A 15,929-nucleotide genomic window follows, 5' to 3' on the forward strand; every position below is an offset into this window, starting at 1 on the left:
GCCGGAACCATTTCCGAGGGAGACCTTTCCGAACAAAAACATTGATCACAATGATCGCTCATCAGCCTCAGCACTGACAATTCGGCTTCAGACTTCGGGAATAGAATTTTGCGCATTTACATTCAGGTTCTGGCCCTTCTCTGCGGTACAGCCTTCCTTCTCATCGCTTCGGGACTTCACGGTCTTCTATTGCCGCTGCGCGGCGGTGTGGAAGGCTTCTCAGTGGCATCGCTCGGCATGCTCGGCACCACCTGGGCGGGCGGTTTCGTTGCGGGCTGTCTGTTTGCGCCGCGCCTTGTGCGCCGCGTCGGCCATGTGCGGGCATTCGGCTGTTTTGCCGCATCGGCAGCGATCATCGCCCTTCTGTCCGGCATCTTCGTGGATGCAACAATCTGGGTGATCCTGCGCGCTTTCACCGGCTTTTCCATGGCTGGCGCCTTCATGGTCATTGAAAGTTGGCTGAATGAGCGTGCAACCAACGAATCACGCGGCAAGATTTTCGGCATGTATATGATGGTCAATTACGGGGCCACCATGTCCGGCCAGATGCTGGTGGCAGCAGGAGACGTGCGCTCCGATCATCTGTTCATGATAAGCGGTGTCTTCTTCTGCCTGGCTCTCATTCCAACGGCAATCTCCACAGCCGTCAGCCCCAAGCCGCTGACCGAAGTGCAGCTTGATCTCAAGGCGCTCTATAACAACTCACCTGCAGCTTTCGTAGGTTGTATCCTGATCGGCATCGCCAATGGCGCCTGGGGCACGCTTGGAGCTGTCTTCGGTGCGAAATCCGGCATTTCGACCACCGAAATCGCCTTGATGGTCAGTGTCACTATCGCAGCCGGAGCCTTGATGCAGATTCCAATCGGACGCATTTCCGATCTGGTTGACCGACGTTTCGTGCTGGCAAGCGTTGCGGCGCTGGCGGCACTGGTTGGCCTCATTGCCTTTCTCGTCGCTCCGTCCAGCGGCCCCGTCATCATTACGATGACCGGCTGTTATGGCGCGCTTGCCTATGCGCTCTATCCCGTTGCCGTTGCCCACGCGAACGATCATGCGACGTCGGAAAGCTTTGTGAAAGTATCGAGCGGGCTTCTGTTGCTTTATGGCTTCGGCACGATGTTGGGGCCGTTGCTAGCGGCTGCGGCCATGGATATTTTCTGGCCGTCCGGCCTCTTCGCCATCACCATGCTCGCGCATATTTCCATCACCGGCTATGCACTGTTCCGCTCACGCAAGCGCGCGTCCGTTCCGAAAGAAGAAAAGGATCAGTTCAAGAGCATGCCGTCGGAACGTGGCGCAACGCCGGAAGCGCTGAACCTCGATCCAAGAGCTGAGACGGAAGGTTGACGGACGCTGAAAATGGCTCCGATAAATGAAGTCGATTAAATAGTTGAATCAATATGTTCGGCGGCTGTGGCACAGCCGCCAATACTGAATTTCGGCATCTTCGCTTTGGAATGCAAACTGCATTCACGACAAAGAAACTCCAACTCGTCAGAGCCGTTCGGTCTCCAATGTCGATGGTTTAAGACGCCTTATCGAACCGCGATCTAAGCGCGGCTTCCCTGTTAGTGACGTGTTACCTGGGATCTCAGTTTTTCGATCTGGTCCTTAAGCATAAGCTTCTTGCGCTTGAGAGATGCAACGTGCAGGTCGTCCATTGCCGGTGACGCTATAGCTTCGGAAATTTCCTGCTCCAGAGCGCCGTGCTTCTTTTCGAGCGTGGCAAGATGGGACTCGATAGCCATCATCAGATCTCCTTTGGTTGATTTCCCTGATTTACGGAACAGCGCGGACCTCGTTTGCCCGTTTGTCCGCTATCCCGCCATTCAACCTGCATGAACGTCCGGCACACCTCCTGTATTCCGGGCCAAACACGCAGTCCCGGCTGCCAAGGATGCGGTATTGTTGTCGCCTTCGACAGCCGCCATCCATGACAGAACCATGACAGTTTGGCATGAGTTTGGTGCAAAGTCGATTTTGTCGTGGTAGCATTTTCCTGAGGCGAAAAATATGATAAGGGCTTCGCCGGAAACGGGCTGATGCCGCACCTTTTTATGGTTCGGTGCGGCCCGTAAAATTATTCAACAGAACGGGGCACCGCATGTCCGATCAGGAACAGGCCGAAATCAGATTGGCCGTCGCACGACTGAAACAGGAACACGCGGATTTCGATGCTGCTATAAACGCCATGATAGCCGTTGGCTGCGACCAATTGCGCGTCCAGCGCATGAAGAAGAAAAAACTCGCAATCAAGGACAAGCTGCAGGAGATGGAAGATCGGGTAATCCCCGACATCATCGCCTGAATGTCCATAATGATCCATGACAGAGCCGGGGTTCGCCCGGCTTTATCATTTTTAATATCACCCTAAACATGCACGAAAGAAGCGGAGCAGGAAGATCAATGAGCGTTACTGCCGATGTCGCCGTCATCATGGGAAGCCAGTCCGACTGGGAAACCATGCGCCATGCTGCAGACACACTGGAAGCACTCGGCATTTCCTTCGATGCCCGGATTGTTTCCGCGCATCGCACGCCTGATCGCCTCGTTGCCTTTGCCAAAGGCGCCAAGGCAGAAGGGTTCAAGGTCGTTATCGCGGGTGCGGGCGGCGCAGCTCACCTGCCGGGCATGGCCGCAGCGATGACGCCACTGCCTGTCTTCGGCGTTCCGGTTCAGTCCAAGGCGCTCTCGGGTCAGGATTCGCTCCTCTCCATCGTACAGATGCCAGCCGGCATTCCCGTCGGCACACTCGCCATCGGTCGCGCCGGTGCGGTCAACGCCGCCCTTCTCGCTGCAGCCGTCCTGGCGCTTTACGACGAGGCGCTTGCTGGCCGCCTTGATGAGTGGCGCAGAGCGCAAACCGAAAGCGTGGCCGAACATCCTTCGAACGAGGCTTGACATGGAAAATCCTGGACTAAAGCCCGGTGCAACCATCGGCATTATTGGCGGTGGCCAGCTCGGCAGAATGCTCGCCATGGCCGCAGCACGTCTCGGCTTTGAAACCGTGATCCTGGAGCCGCAGGCCGATTGTCCTGCAGCACAAGTTGCTAATCGCCAGATCATTGCTTCCTATGACGACCCAAAAGCGCTTGCCGAACTTGCAGCGGCGTCCGATGTCATTACCTACGAATTCGAGAACGTGCCAGTCAGTGCCGCCGACAAGCTGGCTGAAACCGCTCTGGTCTTTCCTCCCCCGGCAGCGCTCGAAGTCTCACAGGATCGCTTTACGGAAAAGCAGTTTCTCAACTCCAGTGACATCGAAACGGCACCCTGGCGTCTTGTGGACGATGAAGAAACCTTGATTGCAGCTCTGGGTGCCCTTGGCGAGCGTGGCATCCTCAAGACGCGACGTCTTGGTTATGACGGCAAGGGACAGGTCCGCCTGACGTCACTTGATGAGGCTGATGCTCATAAAGCACTTCTCGCGATCAATCGTGCCCCGGCCATCCTCGAAGGCTTCATAGATTTCGAGCGCGAAGTCTCGGTGATCGCAGCACGTGACCGTTCAGGCAATGTCGCAATCTTTGATATTGCCGAAAACGTTCACAAGGACGGGATCCTCGCGACTTCAACCGTACCGGCTACCATTTCCGAAAGCACAGCGGAAGCCGCCCGCAAAGCCGCCACAAAGCTTCTGAATGCGCTTGATTATGTCGGCGTGCTCGGACTTGAGTTCTTCGTCCTGAAGGACGGCACGCTTCTGGCAAACGAATTCGCCCCGCGCGTCCATAATTCGGGCCACTGGACGGAAGCGGCCTGCGCCATTTCGCAGTTCGAACAGCATATCCGAGCCATAGCCGGATTACCCTTGGGCAACACGGATCGCCATTCCGATTGCATGATGGAAAACCTGATCGGCCACGATGTCGAGAAGGTGCCAGCGATTCTCTCCGAAAAGAATGCCGTGTTGCATCTTTACGGTAAAAAGGAAGCTCGTCCAGGCCGCAAGATGGGCCATGTGACGCGCATCCACCCCCGCGGGAAATAATGTTCATCGGGAATCCCGTCGATTCCCGATGAATCTTTTGCCGCCTGCCAAGAATTTCAGCTCCAGTGCCCTGAATCTGCGGCTCAGGAGTTGACATTTGCCCGAAACCTTGTGTATTTCGGCCAACCCTTCGGGCATCTAACAGTGCCTGTAATCAATTGGCGCCTCGAGCGCCTGTTTTTATGAAGCCCCGCGGCATCTGCACGTCAACGGGCCAACAAGACCGGTGATTGACATGAAGATCAAGAACTCGCTTAAAGCGCTCAAGGGCCGTCATCGCGACTGCCAGCTGGTCCGCCGCAAGGGCCGCGTTTACATCATCAATAAGACTGCCCCGCGCTACAAGGCTCGTCAGGGCTGATCTTATTTCTGATTTTGCATTTGACGTTTCGCTGCGCATGGTAAAATCTATGCGCATGCGGAACGTTTTTGCATATCTGATTTCTTTTTCTGTACTCGCGTCGCTTGGTACGACGGTGCCATTGGCGTATGCCGAAGTGGCGCCCGGCAAAGTACCGCTTACTGCACCTCTGACGCCCGTTCAGACTGGCCCCGACAGCGAGCAGAAACCTTCCCCGGAAAAGCCTGCATCGGATGCAGTCCAGACGCCTGAAGAGCGTCTCGACAAGCTCTTTGCCGATCTTCGCCGCACGACGGACGAAGCCAAGGCGCGGCGCATTGCTTCACAGATCAATACGCTGTGGTCGCAGTCAGGCAGCGCAACAGTCGACCTCCTGATGCAGTGGGCCAATGCGGCGATGCTCGAGCGACGCTATCCTTCGGCAATCGACTTCCTGAATGAGGCAATAGCACTCGACCCGGAATATGCGGAGGCCTGGAACCGCCGCGCTACGGTCTATTTCCTGCAAAAAGACTATGCCCATGCCATGTACGACATCAATCGTACGCTGGAGCTGGAACCGCGTCACTATGGCGCTCTGACCGGCATGGCGGCCATCTTGCGCCTGCGCGGCCTCAAGGAACAGGCGCTGAAAGCCTATGAGCAGGCTCTCATCGTCTACCCGATGATGCGCGACGCTCAGAAGAACTTCAATGATCTTGCAGACGAACTGACGGATACGCGGACTTAGAGCCTGTTCCAGTTAAAATGGAGTCGCTGAAACCGCTTCGTATCTGCTGCCTCCCCAGTTCATCACCATTCACGACAAAAAACGCGCTCCGAAGGAGCGCGTTTCTTTAGATGCCGTGCGCCATGACTGGATGAGATTCCGGGTGTAGCGTGTCGAATATGGTGGGGTTTGAGAACCGGAGTGGAATGTACTTTTGGGTACACGAGCCGCAGCAAGCGCAAACAACGCCATTTGCAGGCCCGTCGCACCCGGAATATCGCCAGATAACCTGATCTGATTTAGTCGGATCAGGTTATGTCTTTTCTTACGCATTATCCGACGCAAAACCGCTTCGCACTTTTGCTGGAAATGCTTTAAATGCCCGACTTTCCGTCCGGACCTATATAGGCGATGCGCAGCATGTTGGTCGCGCCGGGCGTGCCAAATGGAACACCAGCGGTAATGATGACGCGGTCGCCTGCCTTACCAAACTCTTCGTGGAAGACGATTTCGCAAGCATGATTGACCATGTCTTCAAGATCGTGCGCATCGGCAGTCACCACGCAATGCAGGCCCCAGACGAGCGACAGCTTGCGTGCGGTGTCAACAACCGGCGACAGAGCAATGATCGGCGTACGCGGACGCTCACGGGCGGCGCGCAGGCCGGTCGTGCCGGAAGCGGTATAAGTGACGATGGCCGAAAGCTTCAGCGTTTCTGCGATCTGGCGTGCAGCAAGTGAAATCGCGTCGGCACCCGTTGGTTCTGGTGCAGCACGCTGTGCATCGATGATAGTCGAATAGGTCGGTTCCTTTTCCACCTGCTCGGCGATGCGGTTCATGGTGGCGACAGCTTCAACCGGATATTGGCCCGAAGCAGATTCCGCTGAAAGCATGATCGCGTCGGCGCCTTCGAACACTGCAGTTGCAACGTCGGATACTTCGGCGCGGGTCGGTACCGGAGCTGTAATCATCGATTCCAGCATCTGCGTCGCGACAACGACCGGTTTGCCGGCACGGCGCGCCTTGCGGGTAATCTGCTTCTGAATGCCCGGAACATTTTCAAGCGGCACTTCAACGCCAAGATCGCCACGCGCGACCATCAATGCGTCGGAAAGCTCGATGATTTCATCGAGACGCGTCACAGCCTGCGGCTTCTCGATCTTCGACATCAGGCCAACCTTGCCACGCGAAACCTTGCGTACTTCGGCCAAATCTTCCGGACGCTGGATGAAGGAAAGCGCAACCCAGTCGATTTCTTCCTTCAGGACCGCGTCGAGATCCTTGCGGTCCTTTTCCGTCAGCGCACCGACACCGAGCGTCGTATCCGGCAGGCTGACGCCCTTGCGATCTGAAATACGCGTTCCGGAAACCACTTTGCAGCGGATCGACTTGCCGTCGCTTGCTTCGGCAACCAGATGCAGCTTGCCGTCATCGATCAACAGACGATGACCCGGTTCAACAGCTTCAAGAATTTCCGGATGCGGAAGATAGACGCGATGTTCATCGCCAGGCGCTTCGTTGTTGTCGAGGGTGAAGGTCTGGCCGGGAACGAGATCGACCTTACCGTCCTTGAACTTGCCAACGCGCAGCTTCGGGCCCTGAAGATCGGCCAGAATGCCGATCGGACGGCCCAGTTCCTTTTCCACATTGCGGATGCGCTTGACGAGGGTGCGCATCAGGTCATGGTCGGCATGACTCATATTGATGCGGAACACATCCGCGCCTGCCTCAAACAGCTTGCGGATGACGGCTTCCTCACCCGACGCCGGACCTAGCGTGGCGAGAATCTTGACCTTGCGGTTGCGCTTCATTGACTATTCGTTCCTGTAACAGTGGGGTTTTCTGTCGGCGTTTCATCGGTGAGCTGAACCATCCAGCTCGATTGTTCCCCGGTGTCGTATTCCTGGAAGCCATTGCGCTGGAAACCCCGCGCAAAGCAATCCTGGACGCCAGTAATACGGAATTCTTTCTCGGCCACGCACATATTGACCTTGCCCTCCCAGCGTCCGCCGCCCTGAGCGTCTTCGGCGTAGAGGTAATAATAGCGCGAGGTCAGCGGCCCCTCGATGAGGGTCTTGCAGCTTGATCCGTCGATGTGCCACCAGCCTTCGGTCACCCAGCCAGTCTTGGCTCTATAGCCGATGGATACGCCAACAAGGTTCTGGGTTGCATTGCATACGCGGAAATCCGCACGAGCCTCTATGGATGTCATGCCCAGCGCGGTCATCAGCACACTGGCAAACAAAACTAGAGATAGTGGAAGTCGCATACGCAGAACCCCTTCAGCCCGCTATCGGTTTTATCGAACAATTTGTATTGCACAGGGAAATCCCATCTCGGGCAAATCCCATTTCGGGTCGCTCTCTTTTCGGCAGTTTCGCCTTTGATGTCAACGCAATCCCATTGAGAACAGGTCGTCTTCATTAAAGAATGATCGTTGCAATCCGGGCTTTCTCATGACAGACCTGAAACAGCTTCCCGCACAACACAGAAATAATCTCCTTATTTAGCCTCGGATTTCGCTCCATGTCGCTTCAATCCGGATCAACCGCTTCGTCGCCGTTCTCGCCCGCGCATAGTGTCGACGGCGATTTCAGTCTCGGCCTGCTCCTGACCGCCGACCACGCACGGCGCGATGTTCCAGCCGAATATGGCACACTTGGTTTGCAGACAAGTGAATTCGACCGGCACATCGCCTATGATATCGGCGTCGAGAATCTGACCCGCAAACTTGCAAGCCGTCTGAACGCGCCTGCAGTCCTCGGCGGGTTTTCGCGGCTGCTGATCGATCCCAATCGCGGCGAAGACGACCCTACGCTCATCATGCAATTGTCCGATGGTGCGGTCATTTCCGGCAATTACCCAATGTCGGCAGGTGAACGCGAAGAACGGCTTGAACGCTTCTATCGCCCCTATCACAACACGGTAGCACGTGCGAGCGAGCGCACGGCGGCTGAAAGCAGGGCAGCGCCCTTCATTGTTTCGATCCATTCCTTCACGCCGCGCTGGAAGGAAAAGGCCCGCCCCTGGCAGATCGGTCTTCTCTGGGATAAGGACGACCGCGCCGTAAAGCCGCTTTTGTCGCTGCTGCGCGAAAACGCTGATCTAACGGTTGGCGATAACGAACCTTATGACGGCGCACTCAAGAACGATGCCATGTATCGCCATGCGACGGCAAAAGGCTTCGCCCATGTCCTGATCGAGGTGCGACAGGACCTGATTGCCGATGACAAGGGTGCAGATGAATGGGCCGACAGGCTGGCGCCGATGATCGCGCACATCAACACCTTGCCCGGCATTCATGTGGTCCAGCATTTCGGCTCACGTGCTGATCGCGGTGAGTAACAGGCCTGTCAGGAGAGGCTTTACCCGCTATCCACAGGGCTTGACCCGCCAAATCGGGTCGTGCATCGAAAAAGGCTCTTAATTTTACCTGCGACTCGCGGGAAAAACGGTCCAGACTTTCGATAAGCGGTTTCCGCGCAATGCGTGTCCGCACCATCATAGACTTTGAATTGGAGAACTCCTCGTGAGCGACGACATTACCAGCGAAGCCCAAACCATTGCTGTCGGCCAGTTGCGCGCTTTTATCGAGCGCATCGAGCGCCTGGAAGAAGAAAAAAAGACCATCGCCGACGATATCAAGGAAGTTTACGCGGAATTGAAGGGTTCTGGGTTTGACAGCAAGGTCGTGAGGACCATTATTCGTCTGCGTAAAAAAGAAGACCATGAACGTCAGGAAGAAGAAGCCATGCTGCAGCTTTACATGGATGCACTTGGCATGGGCTGATTTCGGCTCTTTCCGAAGCCTTCCTTCTTCCTGAAATCGAAACCCGACGGATCGCCTGCGATTCGTATTCAGAGGAAGGGGATAGGGTCTATGGAGTTCAGGAAGCTCGGACGTACCGAACTCAATGTTTCGCCGCTTTGCTTCGGCGGCAATGTATTTGGATGGACGGTCGATGAAGCGACATCATTCTCGATTCTCGACCGTTTCGTTGATGCTGGATTCAATTTCATCGACACAGCGGACGCCTATTCCGCCTGGGCGCCCGGAAATGTGGGTGGCGAATCCGAAACCATTATCGGCAACTGGCTGAAATCCCGTGGCCTGCGCGATAAAGTCGTTATTGCCACCAAGGTCGGCTCCGAGATGGGTCCCGATGAGAAAGGCCTTTCGCCGGCCTATATCCGCAAAGCGGTCGACGCCTCCCTCAAACGGCTGCAGACGGATTATATCGACCTCTATCAATCGCACTGGGACGATCCCGAAACACCGTTCGAAGATGTGCTCGGCACCTATAAGGAGCTCATCGACGCAGGCAAAGTGCGCGCCATCGGTGCATCCAATCTCACACCTGAGCGGCTGACAGAGGCGCTTGACGTCGCCAGGACCAATAATCTGCCGCGCTATGAAAGCCTGCAACCGCTCTATAATCTTTATGATCGCGCTGATTTCGAAAATGGGTTGGAGAAAATCTGCCGTGAAAACGAACTCGGCGTTATTTCCTATTATTCGCTGGCAGCAGGGTTCTTGACCGGCAAGTATCGTTCCGCTGACGATCTTGGACAAAGCGCACGCGGCAAATCGGTCGAAAAATATCTGACGGATCGTGGTTCGCGGATCATTGCTGCACTAGATGACGTTGCACGCAATCTCGATGTCACGCCGGCGCAAGTTGCAATTGCCTGGCTCATCGCACAGCCGTCGATCACAGCCCCTATCGCCAGCGCCACACGCTCGGCCCAGCTCGGCGACCTGATCGCCGCAGCCGAACTGAAACTCAGCGACGATGAAATCGCCTTGCTGAACAAGGCGAGCAGTTAAGTTCGAAGATTATGTCGAAGGGTAGCCTTACCCTTCGATTTCCTCTCGCAGCATTTCCAGCTCAAGCCATTCCTCTTCCATGGCCGCATTTTCGGAGCGTTTCTTCTCAAGAAGATCGGCCGTCTTGGCAAACAGCGTCGGATCCTTGGCATAAAGCTGCGGGTCGGCAAGCTTGCCTTCCAGCACTGCGATTTCCTTCGAGAGAGCATCCATCTTGCCCGGCAGGGTTTCGAGCGCAAATTTCTGCTTGTAGGAAAGCTTGCGCTTTTCCTCACGCTTCGGCTGCGAAGTGTCCTCTTCCGACTTCTCATCACTTCGGCTGCCTGACACCTTGACCGAGCGCCGGCTCAAAGCCTGCTCCTTGCGCTGAGCCATCATGTCGGCATAGCCGCCCGCATATTCGAGCCAGCGCCCGTCACCTTCCGGTGCAATCACCGATGTAACCGTGCGATCCAGAAAATCACGGTCGTGGCTGACCAGAATGACTGTGCCGGGAAAACCTGCGACAAGCTCCTGCAGCAGATCGAGGGTTTCCATATCGAGATCGTTGGTTGGTTCGTCGAGGATAAGCAGGTTTGCGGGCCGCGCCAGAACGCGGGCCAGCATCAAACGGGCACGTTCGCCACCGGAAAGTTCGCGAATGGGCGTGCGCGCCTGCTCAGGCTGGAACAGAAAGTCCTTCATATAAGACACGACATGCCGTTGCTCGCCGTTGACCACGAGGCTTTCGCCGCGCCCGTCCGTCAGGTAATGCGCCAGTGTCTCATCCAGATTGAGGCTTTCGCGCTTCTGGTCGAGTTCGGCCATTTCGAGATTGACGCCAAGCCGCAAGGTTCCAGAATCCGGCGCAAGCTTGCCAGTCAAAAGCGACAGAAGCGTCGTCTTTCCGGCACCGTTGGGTCCAACGAGACCGATACGGTCACCGCGCTGCACACGGATCGAAAAATCCTTGACCAGCACGCGCTCGCCATAGGCCTTGCTCAGCCCCTTGGCTTCAATCACCAGCTTGCCGGATTCCTTTGCATCGCTTGCCGCCAGAACCGCCGTCCCTTGCGCCTTGCGATGATTGCGAAAATCGGCGCGCATGGAATGTAGTTCGCCGAGGCGGCGCATATTGCGCTTGCGCCGGGCGGTAACACCGTAGCGCAGCCAATGCTCCTCGCGCGCGATCTGGCGCCCGAGCTTGTGATGGTCGCGCTCTTCCTCCTCCAGCACCTTGTCGCGCCATTCCTCGAAATGGCCAAAACCCTGCTCCAGACGACGCGTGATGCCACGATCCAGCCAAACCGTCGCCCGGCTGACATTCTCCAGAAAGCGGCGGTCATGCGAGATCAAAACAATGGCGGAGCGAATCTGGCGCAGTTCACTTTCCAGCCATTCGATGGTGGTCAGATCCAGATGGTTGGTCGGCTCGTCCAGCAGCAGAACGTCGGGCTGCGGTGCAATCACCCGCGCCAGAGCGGCACGCCGCGCCTCGCCGCCGGACAGATGATCCGGCTTTTCTTCTCCCGTCAGGCCGAGATGTTCGAGAAGATAGGTCACACGATGCGGGTCGTCGGCAGGCCCCAGCCCCGCTTCCACATAGGCACGCACATTGGCAAAGCCGTCCATATCCGGCACCTGTGGCAGATAGCGGATAGTTGCTCCCGGATGTTTGAAAACCTCGCCCGATGTCGCCTCCACCATACCGGCTGCAATCTTGAGCAGGGTGGATTTACCCGAACCATTGCGTCCTACGAGCGCGATGCGGTCGCCTTCGCTCACCGAGAGGCCGGCATCCTCCAGAAGCGGCGTGCCTCCAAAGGTGAGCTTGATCTGGTCGAGGCGAAGGAGTGGTGGTGCCATGGTTCTTTTCGATAAACAGGGTTTAAAATTCCGCCCTGCTTGTCCGCGACAAAAGCCGTTCTGTCAAATGGTACGGCACGAAAAGACCCATGAAAAACAAACAGGCCGGGTTTCCCCGACCTGTCAGCAAACTTATTTATCCAGCAATTGCTGGCCTAGTCATTACTGGCCCAATGCTTACTGGCAAGGCGCTTCGTAGACGCGGCCATACGGATCGCGGTAGCGGCAGTACTGCGTGCCATTGCGCGTCTGGGCTGCACCAAGGAGCGTACCGGCAACGCCGCCGATAGCAGCGCCAGCAAGAGCGCCACGACCATTGCCGCCGATTGCGCCACCGGCGAGAGCGCCGAGTGCTGCGCCACCGACACCGTAACCGGCCGTGCGCTGTTCATTCGTCGTGCATGCAGCCGTCGAGAACGCGAGCACGCCAGCAACAGCAATCATCGTAAGACGTGATTTCATTGAAACATCTCCTACAAGAGTTGAACTAATCACCGACTTTGCGTCCCCAATTTCGGCGTAAAGCAGATGACACCCGCTTGGCCCATTTACAATACGTTTCGCTCGCCAGCGTCAAGCTCTTTCGATTAATAAGGTTAGCGGCCTTGGCGCGGTGTTTCCTCCATCGCCAAGTTGGCGATAAGTATCGCCAATCCAGAATGCGCAGTAACACGAAGTGTTCCACGAACTACATTAGACACTGTCCATGAAGAGCCGAAGGGCAGTGTCACATTATCTAACGGCCACTCCGCATTTGTGATCGAAAGGCCTTCGACAGTGTTGAAATTAATCACACTGAACGGCGTTCCATCGGGAAAGTCATAGACATAATCTCCCGGCGGCAGGGGCCAGGCTTCCTCGGAGCCACTGGATAAAAGCACGTTCCGTCCTTTTGCCGCCTGCGCTGTCGCCATGGTCAGGTGCAGCAGCGTGTGATCAGTGCGCTGCCCGCCGAAAGCTCCACAGAGGATCACCCGATCCGCACCCCGCATATAGGCTTCCTCGAAGGCCAGTTCTCCATCCGTCATGTCCTTGGCGGCAGGGAACGTCTTTTGCGGCACGTGTCCATATTGCACGCGAAGCTCTGCGGAAGTCGAATCGAAATCGCCGAGCCACAGTTCCGGTTCGACACCAAGCGCCGCAGCATGCCTGATCCCGCTATCGGCAGCGAGAATACGCGCATCTGCAATTTGGCGCTTCAGGCGATCGGTCACGACCAGATCGCCGCCGAGGAGAATGACGAATGTGCTCATAAGCCGCTCATAACACGGGCTAATCCGCGCCGGAAGCCTGCATTCGCTGCCGGTGCGATACCCCGAAACATTATTGCCCTTCCCGTTGCGAAAGATTATTGTCGCAACCGCTCTAACGGGGTGCCATCCGCTTCCGCGGATGGCTGAGAGGCCCAAAAGCATTTCCAGCAAAAGTGTAAAACGGTTTTGCGTCCAGAAATGCGGAAAAAAGGCCAACCCGCTGAACCTGATCCGGTTTGCACCGGCGGAGGGATTAGACGCTCCATAAACGGCGCTCAATCCTCTTGTAGTAAAAGAAAGGAAGTGCCGTGATGCGGCTTTTATCTTTGCTGGCTATTTCATTTTCCGCAGCTATGGCTTTCACGCCTTCAGCGCAGGCGAAAGACAAGCTCACCGTCTATACCTATGACAGTTTCGTTTCCGAATGGGGTCCGGGGCCAAAGGTCAAGGAAAACTTCGAGAAGGAATGCGGCTGCGAAGTTGACTGGATCGCCTCCGCCGATGGCGTTGCCCTGCTGAACCGTCTCAAGCTCGAAGGCAGCAATACCAAAGCCGATATCGTCCTCGGTCTCGATACCAATCTGACGACCGAAGCGCGCGCCACCGGCTTTTTTGCACCAAGCGGCATCGACCAGAGCAATGTGAGCGTTCCGGGCGGCTTTAAGGACGATATCTTCGTTCCCTACGACTACGGCTATTTCGCCGTGGTCTACGATTCGGAAAAGCTGCCCAATCCTCCAAAGAGCCTGAAGGAACTGGTCGAAGGCGATCCTTCGCAGAAGATCGTGCTGCAAGACCCGCGCACGTCAACGCCGGGGCTGGGCATGCTGCTCTGGATGAAATCCGTCTACGGCAATGAGGCGGAAGCGGCCTGGCAGAAACTGCAGAAGCGCATTCTCACCGTCACACCCGGCTGGTCGGAGGCTTATGGACTCTTCACCAAGGGCGAAGCCCCGATGGTACTGTCCTATACGACGTCTCCCGCCTATCACATGATCGCGGAAAAGACGGAGCGCTATAAGGCTCTGGCCTATCCGGAGGGTAATTATCTCCAGATCGAGTTAGCCGCTCAAACCACGACCGGCGCAAAAAATCCTCTGGCGCAAAAATTTCTGGCTTTCATGACCGGCCCCGGTTTCCAGAATGTCATTCCTGAAACCAACTGGATGTATCCAGCCGGCAAGACTTCCGCCCCACTTCCAGCCGCTTTCGACGCACTGCCGAAGCCCGAAAAGATGCTTCTCCTCCCTTCCGACGAAGTCGCCAAGAACAGGAAGTCATGGGTCGATGAATGGCTGGCCGCGACCAGTAAATGACGACATTTCCGGCACAGCACCGCACGAAGAACATATCCGCCGCGAAGCCCGCTGCGGGTGCACTGGCGCTTGTCTTTCTGGTCGTGCTTGCCGGCGGCGCGCTTATCGCATTGGCATTTGAAGCGGGCAGCGGCGGCTTCGATGCCGCTGCCAATTTTGACACCTATCTATGGCGGGTTGCTCGTTTCACGATCCTGCAGGCAATCGCTTCAAGCCTGCTTTCCGTGCTGTTTGCGGTTCCTGTCGCCCGCGCACTCTATGCCGAAGCAAATTTTCCGGGGCGCGGGCTTATTCTGCGCCTGTTTGCCCTGCCGCTTGCTCTACCCGCACTCGTTGCAGTGCTCGGCGTCACCAGCATCTATGGCCGCAACGGATTCATTGCGCATCTGTCCGAAGCCGCAGGTCATCCATTCCAGCCTGATATCTACGGAATCACCGGCATCCTGATCGCCCATATCTTCTTTAACATGCCGCTTGCGGTCCGTCTCATTCTGGCAGGATACGAATCCATACCGACCGATTACTTGAAGCTTGCCGCACAGCTCGGCATGGGTAATGGAGCGCGCTTCCGGCTCATCGAATGGCCCGTGATCCGGCGCAATCTGCCGGGCATGATCGGCCTCATTTTCATGCTCTGCGTGACCAGTTTCACGACCGTGCTGACGCTCGGCGGCGGGCCTCGTGCCACCACCCTGGAAGTTGCAATCTACCAGAGCCTGCATTTCGATTTCGATCCGGGCCGGGCGGTCGCCCTCACCTTCACGCAGCTTGTATTGACATTGCTTGTCCTTCTGGCCCTGCGTCTCACCGGAAGGCCATCGGAAGAAGCCTTCACCCATTCCGCGACACCACGACGCTACGGCAAAGCGTCCACGGCTGAGCACATTTCAAACATTGTCGTTATCGGGATAGGTTTCCTCTATGTCGCGCTGCCGATTGCAGGTGTGGTCATCTCCGGTCTCGCTGCCGATCTTGTACGACTATTGACGGAGAGAACGGTCTGGCGCGCGATCGGCACCAGTCTGGTACTCGGTTTTTCAGCAGCACTCCTCTCGGTCATTCTGTCGCTTGCGCTTGTGTCAGCACGTGAAGCAGTGAAAGAACGTAAGCTCGCCAACATCTTCGATACAGGTGCCAGCCTGATCCTTGTCATGCCGCCAATTGTGATCGGCGCTGGCTGGTTCATCCTGCTTCGCCACTTCACCGATCCGTTTGCGATGGCACCATTCATGGTCGTCACCGTCAATGCGGCGATGGCCATGCCCTTTGCCGTGCGTCTGCTGCGCCCGGCGTGGGACACGGCAGCCAGCCGACACAACCGGCTTTGCGCACAACTGGGCATTCGCGGCTTCAACCGTTTCCAGCTCATCGACTGGCCGTCGATCCGCAAACCTTTCGGCATGGCCTTTGCCTTTGCCATGGCGCTTTCTCTTGGCGACCTCGGCACGATTGCCCTGTTCGGCAGTGACGCGCTTTTGACGCTGCCCTATCTCCTCTTGCAGCGCATGGGCAGCTATCGCACATTCGACGCGGCGGGTCTGGCGCTTATTCTCGGGCTGCTTTGCCTCGTGTTGATGATGATCGCGGATCGCGCATCCCGAAAGGAAACGCCTTCTCTATGAATGC

17 protein-coding genes and 1 riboswitch are annotated in these 15,929 nt (G+C 56.6%); of the genes, 11 read left to right on the forward strand and 6 right to left on the reverse strand.

From position 1 onward, the window contains the following. The first annotated feature begins 108 nt into the window (after positions 1 to 108). The gene (locus HWX93_RS16585; protein ID WP_109988996.1) at positions 109 to 1,347 is read left to right on the forward strand and encodes an MFS transporter; all 1,239 of its coding nucleotides are present in this window, start codon (positions 109 to 111) and stop codon (positions 1,345 to 1,347) included. A gap of 221 nt (positions 1,348 to 1,568) precedes the next feature. Here HWX93_RS16585 and HWX93_RS16590 read toward each other — a convergent pair whose 3' ends face one another. Beyond that, on the reverse strand, positions 1,569 to 1,751 hold the full coding sequence (locus HWX93_RS16590; RefSeq protein WP_012091308.1) for a YdcH family protein: 183 nt from the start codon (positions 1,749 to 1,751) through the stop codon (positions 1,569 to 1,571). Between the two features lie 353 nt (positions 1,752 to 2,104). On the opposite strand from HWX93_RS16590, the gene HWX93_RS16595 reads away from it, so the two are divergent. The 5 genes from HWX93_RS16595 (at position 2,105) to HWX93_RS16615 (ending at position 5,082) form a co-directional block, all read left to right on the forward strand. Next, entirely contained in the window at positions 2,105 to 2,308 is a 204-nt protein-coding gene (locus HWX93_RS16595; protein ID WP_006471281.1) for a YdcH family protein, read from the forward strand. A 98-nt stretch (positions 2,309 to 2,406) separates the two neighbouring features. Further along, entirely contained in the window at positions 2,407 to 2,901 is a 495-nt protein-coding gene (purE, locus tag HWX93_RS16600) for a 5-(carboxyamino)imidazole ribonucleotide mutase (protein ID WP_176038000.1), read from the forward strand. A 1-nt stretch (position 2,902) separates the two neighbouring features. Then, on the forward strand, positions 2,903 to 3,991 hold the full coding sequence (locus tag HWX93_RS16605; RefSeq protein WP_109988998.1) for a 5-(carboxyamino)imidazole ribonucleotide synthase: 1,089 nt from the start codon (positions 2,903 to 2,905) through the stop codon (positions 3,989 to 3,991). Between the two features lie 235 nt (positions 3,992 to 4,226). Next, positions 4,227 to 4,352 carry a type B 50S ribosomal protein L36 gene (ykgO, locus tag HWX93_RS16610; RefSeq protein WP_010661422.1) on the forward strand — a complete coding sequence of 42 codons (126 nt, stop codon included), beginning with the start codon at positions 4,227 to 4,229 and terminating at the stop codon, positions 4,350 to 4,352. A gap of 37 nt (positions 4,353 to 4,389) precedes the next feature. After that, complete coding sequence (locus tag HWX93_RS16615; protein WP_176038001.1) at positions 4,390 to 5,082, forward strand: tetratricopeptide repeat protein; 693 nt, start codon at positions 4,390 to 4,392, stop codon at positions 5,080 to 5,082. Positions 5,083 to 5,435: 353 nt separating this feature from the next. Here the strand turns inward: HWX93_RS16615 and pyk are convergent, their stop codons facing one another. Both pyk and HWX93_RS16625 read right to left on the reverse strand, forming a co-directional pair. After that, on the reverse strand, positions 5,436 to 6,872 hold the full coding sequence (gene pyk / locus HWX93_RS16620) for a pyruvate kinase (RefSeq protein WP_109989000.1): 1,437 nt from the start codon (positions 6,870 to 6,872) through the stop codon (positions 5,436 to 5,438). Continuing rightward, the gene (locus HWX93_RS16625; RefSeq protein ID WP_176038002.1) at positions 6,869 to 7,330 is read right to left on the reverse strand and encodes a DUF1036 domain-containing protein; all 462 of its coding nucleotides are present in this window, start codon (positions 7,328 to 7,330) and stop codon (positions 6,869 to 6,871) included. Before HWX93_RS16625 ends, pyk begins: the two co-directional genes overlap by 4 nt. A gap of 257 nt (positions 7,331 to 7,587) precedes the next feature. Between HWX93_RS16625 and HWX93_RS16630 the strand changes: the two genes are divergently transcribed. The 3 genes from HWX93_RS16630 to HWX93_RS16640 all read left to right on the forward strand — a co-directional run bounded on the left by HWX93_RS16630 (position 7,588) and on the right by HWX93_RS16640 (position 9,889). Continuing rightward, complete coding sequence (locus tag HWX93_RS16630; protein WP_176038003.1) at positions 7,588 to 8,406, forward strand: N-formylglutamate amidohydrolase; 819 nt, start codon at positions 7,588 to 7,590, stop codon at positions 8,404 to 8,406. Between the two features lie 184 nt (positions 8,407 to 8,590). After that, the gene (locus HWX93_RS16635) at positions 8,591 to 8,851 is read left to right on the forward strand and encodes a DUF2312 domain-containing protein (protein WP_061348000.1); all 261 of its coding nucleotides are present in this window, start codon (positions 8,591 to 8,593) and stop codon (positions 8,849 to 8,851) included. A 90-nt stretch (positions 8,852 to 8,941) separates the two neighbouring features. Next, positions 8,942 to 9,889 (forward strand): aldo/keto reductase, encoded by a 948-nt coding sequence (locus HWX93_RS16640; RefSeq protein WP_176038004.1) that lies wholly within the window; start codon positions 8,942 to 8,944, stop codon positions 9,887 to 9,889. A gap of 27 nt (positions 9,890 to 9,916) precedes the next feature. On the opposite strand, the gene HWX93_RS16645 is transcribed toward HWX93_RS16640, so the two are convergent. The 3 genes from HWX93_RS16645 to HWX93_RS16655 all read right to left on the reverse strand — a co-directional run bounded on the left by HWX93_RS16645 (position 9,917) and on the right by HWX93_RS16655 (position 12,987). Next, positions 9,917 to 11,734, reverse strand: coding sequence for an ABC-F family ATP-binding cassette domain-containing protein (locus HWX93_RS16645; RefSeq protein ID WP_176038005.1), 1,818 nt, complete (start codon positions 11,732 to 11,734; stop codon positions 9,917 to 9,919). A gap of 177 nt (positions 11,735 to 11,911) precedes the next feature. After that, positions 11,912 to 12,196, reverse strand: a complete 285-nt coding sequence (locus HWX93_RS16650) for a hypothetical protein (RefSeq protein ID WP_010661429.1) — start codon at positions 12,194 to 12,196, stop codon at positions 11,912 to 11,914. Between the two features lie 134 nt (positions 12,197 to 12,330). Next, positions 12,331 to 12,987, reverse strand: coding sequence for a thiamine diphosphokinase (locus HWX93_RS16655; protein WP_176038006.1), 657 nt, complete (start codon positions 12,985 to 12,987; stop codon positions 12,331 to 12,333). 106 nt (positions 12,988 to 13,093) lie between these two features. After that, a riboswitch (TPP riboswitch) is annotated at positions 13,094 to 13,257 on the forward strand. A 41-nt stretch (positions 13,258 to 13,298) separates the two neighbouring features. Between HWX93_RS16655 and thiB the strand changes: the two genes are divergently transcribed. After that, entirely contained in the window at positions 13,299 to 14,303 is a 1,005-nt protein-coding gene (gene thiB / locus HWX93_RS16660) for a thiamine ABC transporter substrate binding subunit (RefSeq protein WP_176038007.1), read from the forward strand. Further along, positions 14,300 to 15,925, forward strand: coding sequence for a thiamine/thiamine pyrophosphate ABC transporter permease ThiP (thiP, locus tag HWX93_RS16665; protein ID WP_176038008.1), 1,626 nt, complete (start codon positions 14,300 to 14,302; stop codon positions 15,923 to 15,925). The genes thiB and thiP overlap by 4 nt, the downstream gene beginning before the upstream one ends. Positions 15,926 to 15,929 lie beyond the last annotated feature (4 nt).

The sequence above is a fragment of the Brucella tritici genome, from assembly GCF_902825325.1.
In the GTDB taxonomy this organism is placed as follows: domain Bacteria; phylum Pseudomonadota; class Alphaproteobacteria; order Rhizobiales; family Rhizobiaceae; genus Brucella.

Excerpts from the sequence above, each read along its gene's own strand:
- HWX93_RS16590 (WP_012091308.1), bottom strand. The coding sequence starts at position 1,751 with ATGATGGCTATCGAGTCCCATCTTGCCACGCTCGAAAAGAAGCACGGC.
- HWX93_RS16595 (WP_006471281.1), top strand. The coding sequence starts at position 2,105 with ATGTCCGATCAGGAACAGGCCGAAATCAGATTGGCCGTCGCACGACTG.
- purE (WP_176038000.1), top strand. The coding sequence starts at position 2,407 with ATGAGCGTTACTGCCGATGTCGCCGTCATCATGGGAAGCCAGTCCGAC.
- HWX93_RS16605 (WP_109988998.1), top strand. The coding sequence starts at position 2,903 with ATGGAAAATCCTGGACTAAAGCCCGGTGCAACCATCGGCATTATTGGC.
- ykgO (WP_010661422.1), top strand. The coding sequence starts at position 4,227 with ATGAAGATCAAGAACTCGCTTAAAGCGCTCAAGGGCCGTCATCGCGAC.
- HWX93_RS16615 (WP_176038001.1), top strand. The coding sequence starts at position 4,390 with ATGGTAAAATCTATGCGCATGCGGAACGTTTTTGCATATCTGATTTCT.
- pyk (WP_109989000.1), bottom strand. The coding sequence starts at position 6,872 with ATGAAGCGCAACCGCAAGGTCAAGATTCTCGCCACGCTAGGTCCGGCG.
- HWX93_RS16625 (WP_176038002.1), bottom strand. The coding sequence starts at position 7,330 with ATGCGACTTCCACTATCTCTAGTTTTGTTTGCCAGTGTGCTGATGACC.
- HWX93_RS16630 (WP_176038003.1), top strand. The coding sequence starts at position 7,588 with ATGTCGCTTCAATCCGGATCAACCGCTTCGTCGCCGTTCTCGCCCGCG.
- HWX93_RS16640 (WP_176038004.1), top strand. The coding sequence starts at position 8,942 with ATGGAGTTCAGGAAGCTCGGACGTACCGAACTCAATGTTTCGCCGCTT.
- HWX93_RS16645 (WP_176038005.1), bottom strand. The coding sequence starts at position 11,734 with ATGGCACCACCACTCCTTCGCCTCGACCAGATCAAGCTCACCTTTGGA.
- HWX93_RS16650 (WP_010661429.1), bottom strand. The coding sequence starts at position 12,196 with ATGAAATCACGTCTTACGATGATTGCTGTTGCTGGCGTGCTCGCGTTC.
- HWX93_RS16655 (WP_176038006.1), bottom strand. The coding sequence starts at position 12,987 with ATGAGCACATTCGTCATTCTCCTCGGCGGCGATCTGGTCGTGACCGAT.
- thiB (WP_176038007.1), top strand. The coding sequence starts at position 13,299 with ATGCGGCTTTTATCTTTGCTGGCTATTTCATTTTCCGCAGCTATGGCT.
- thiP (WP_176038008.1), top strand. The coding sequence starts at position 14,300 with ATGACGACATTTCCGGCACAGCACCGCACGAAGAACATATCCGCCGCG.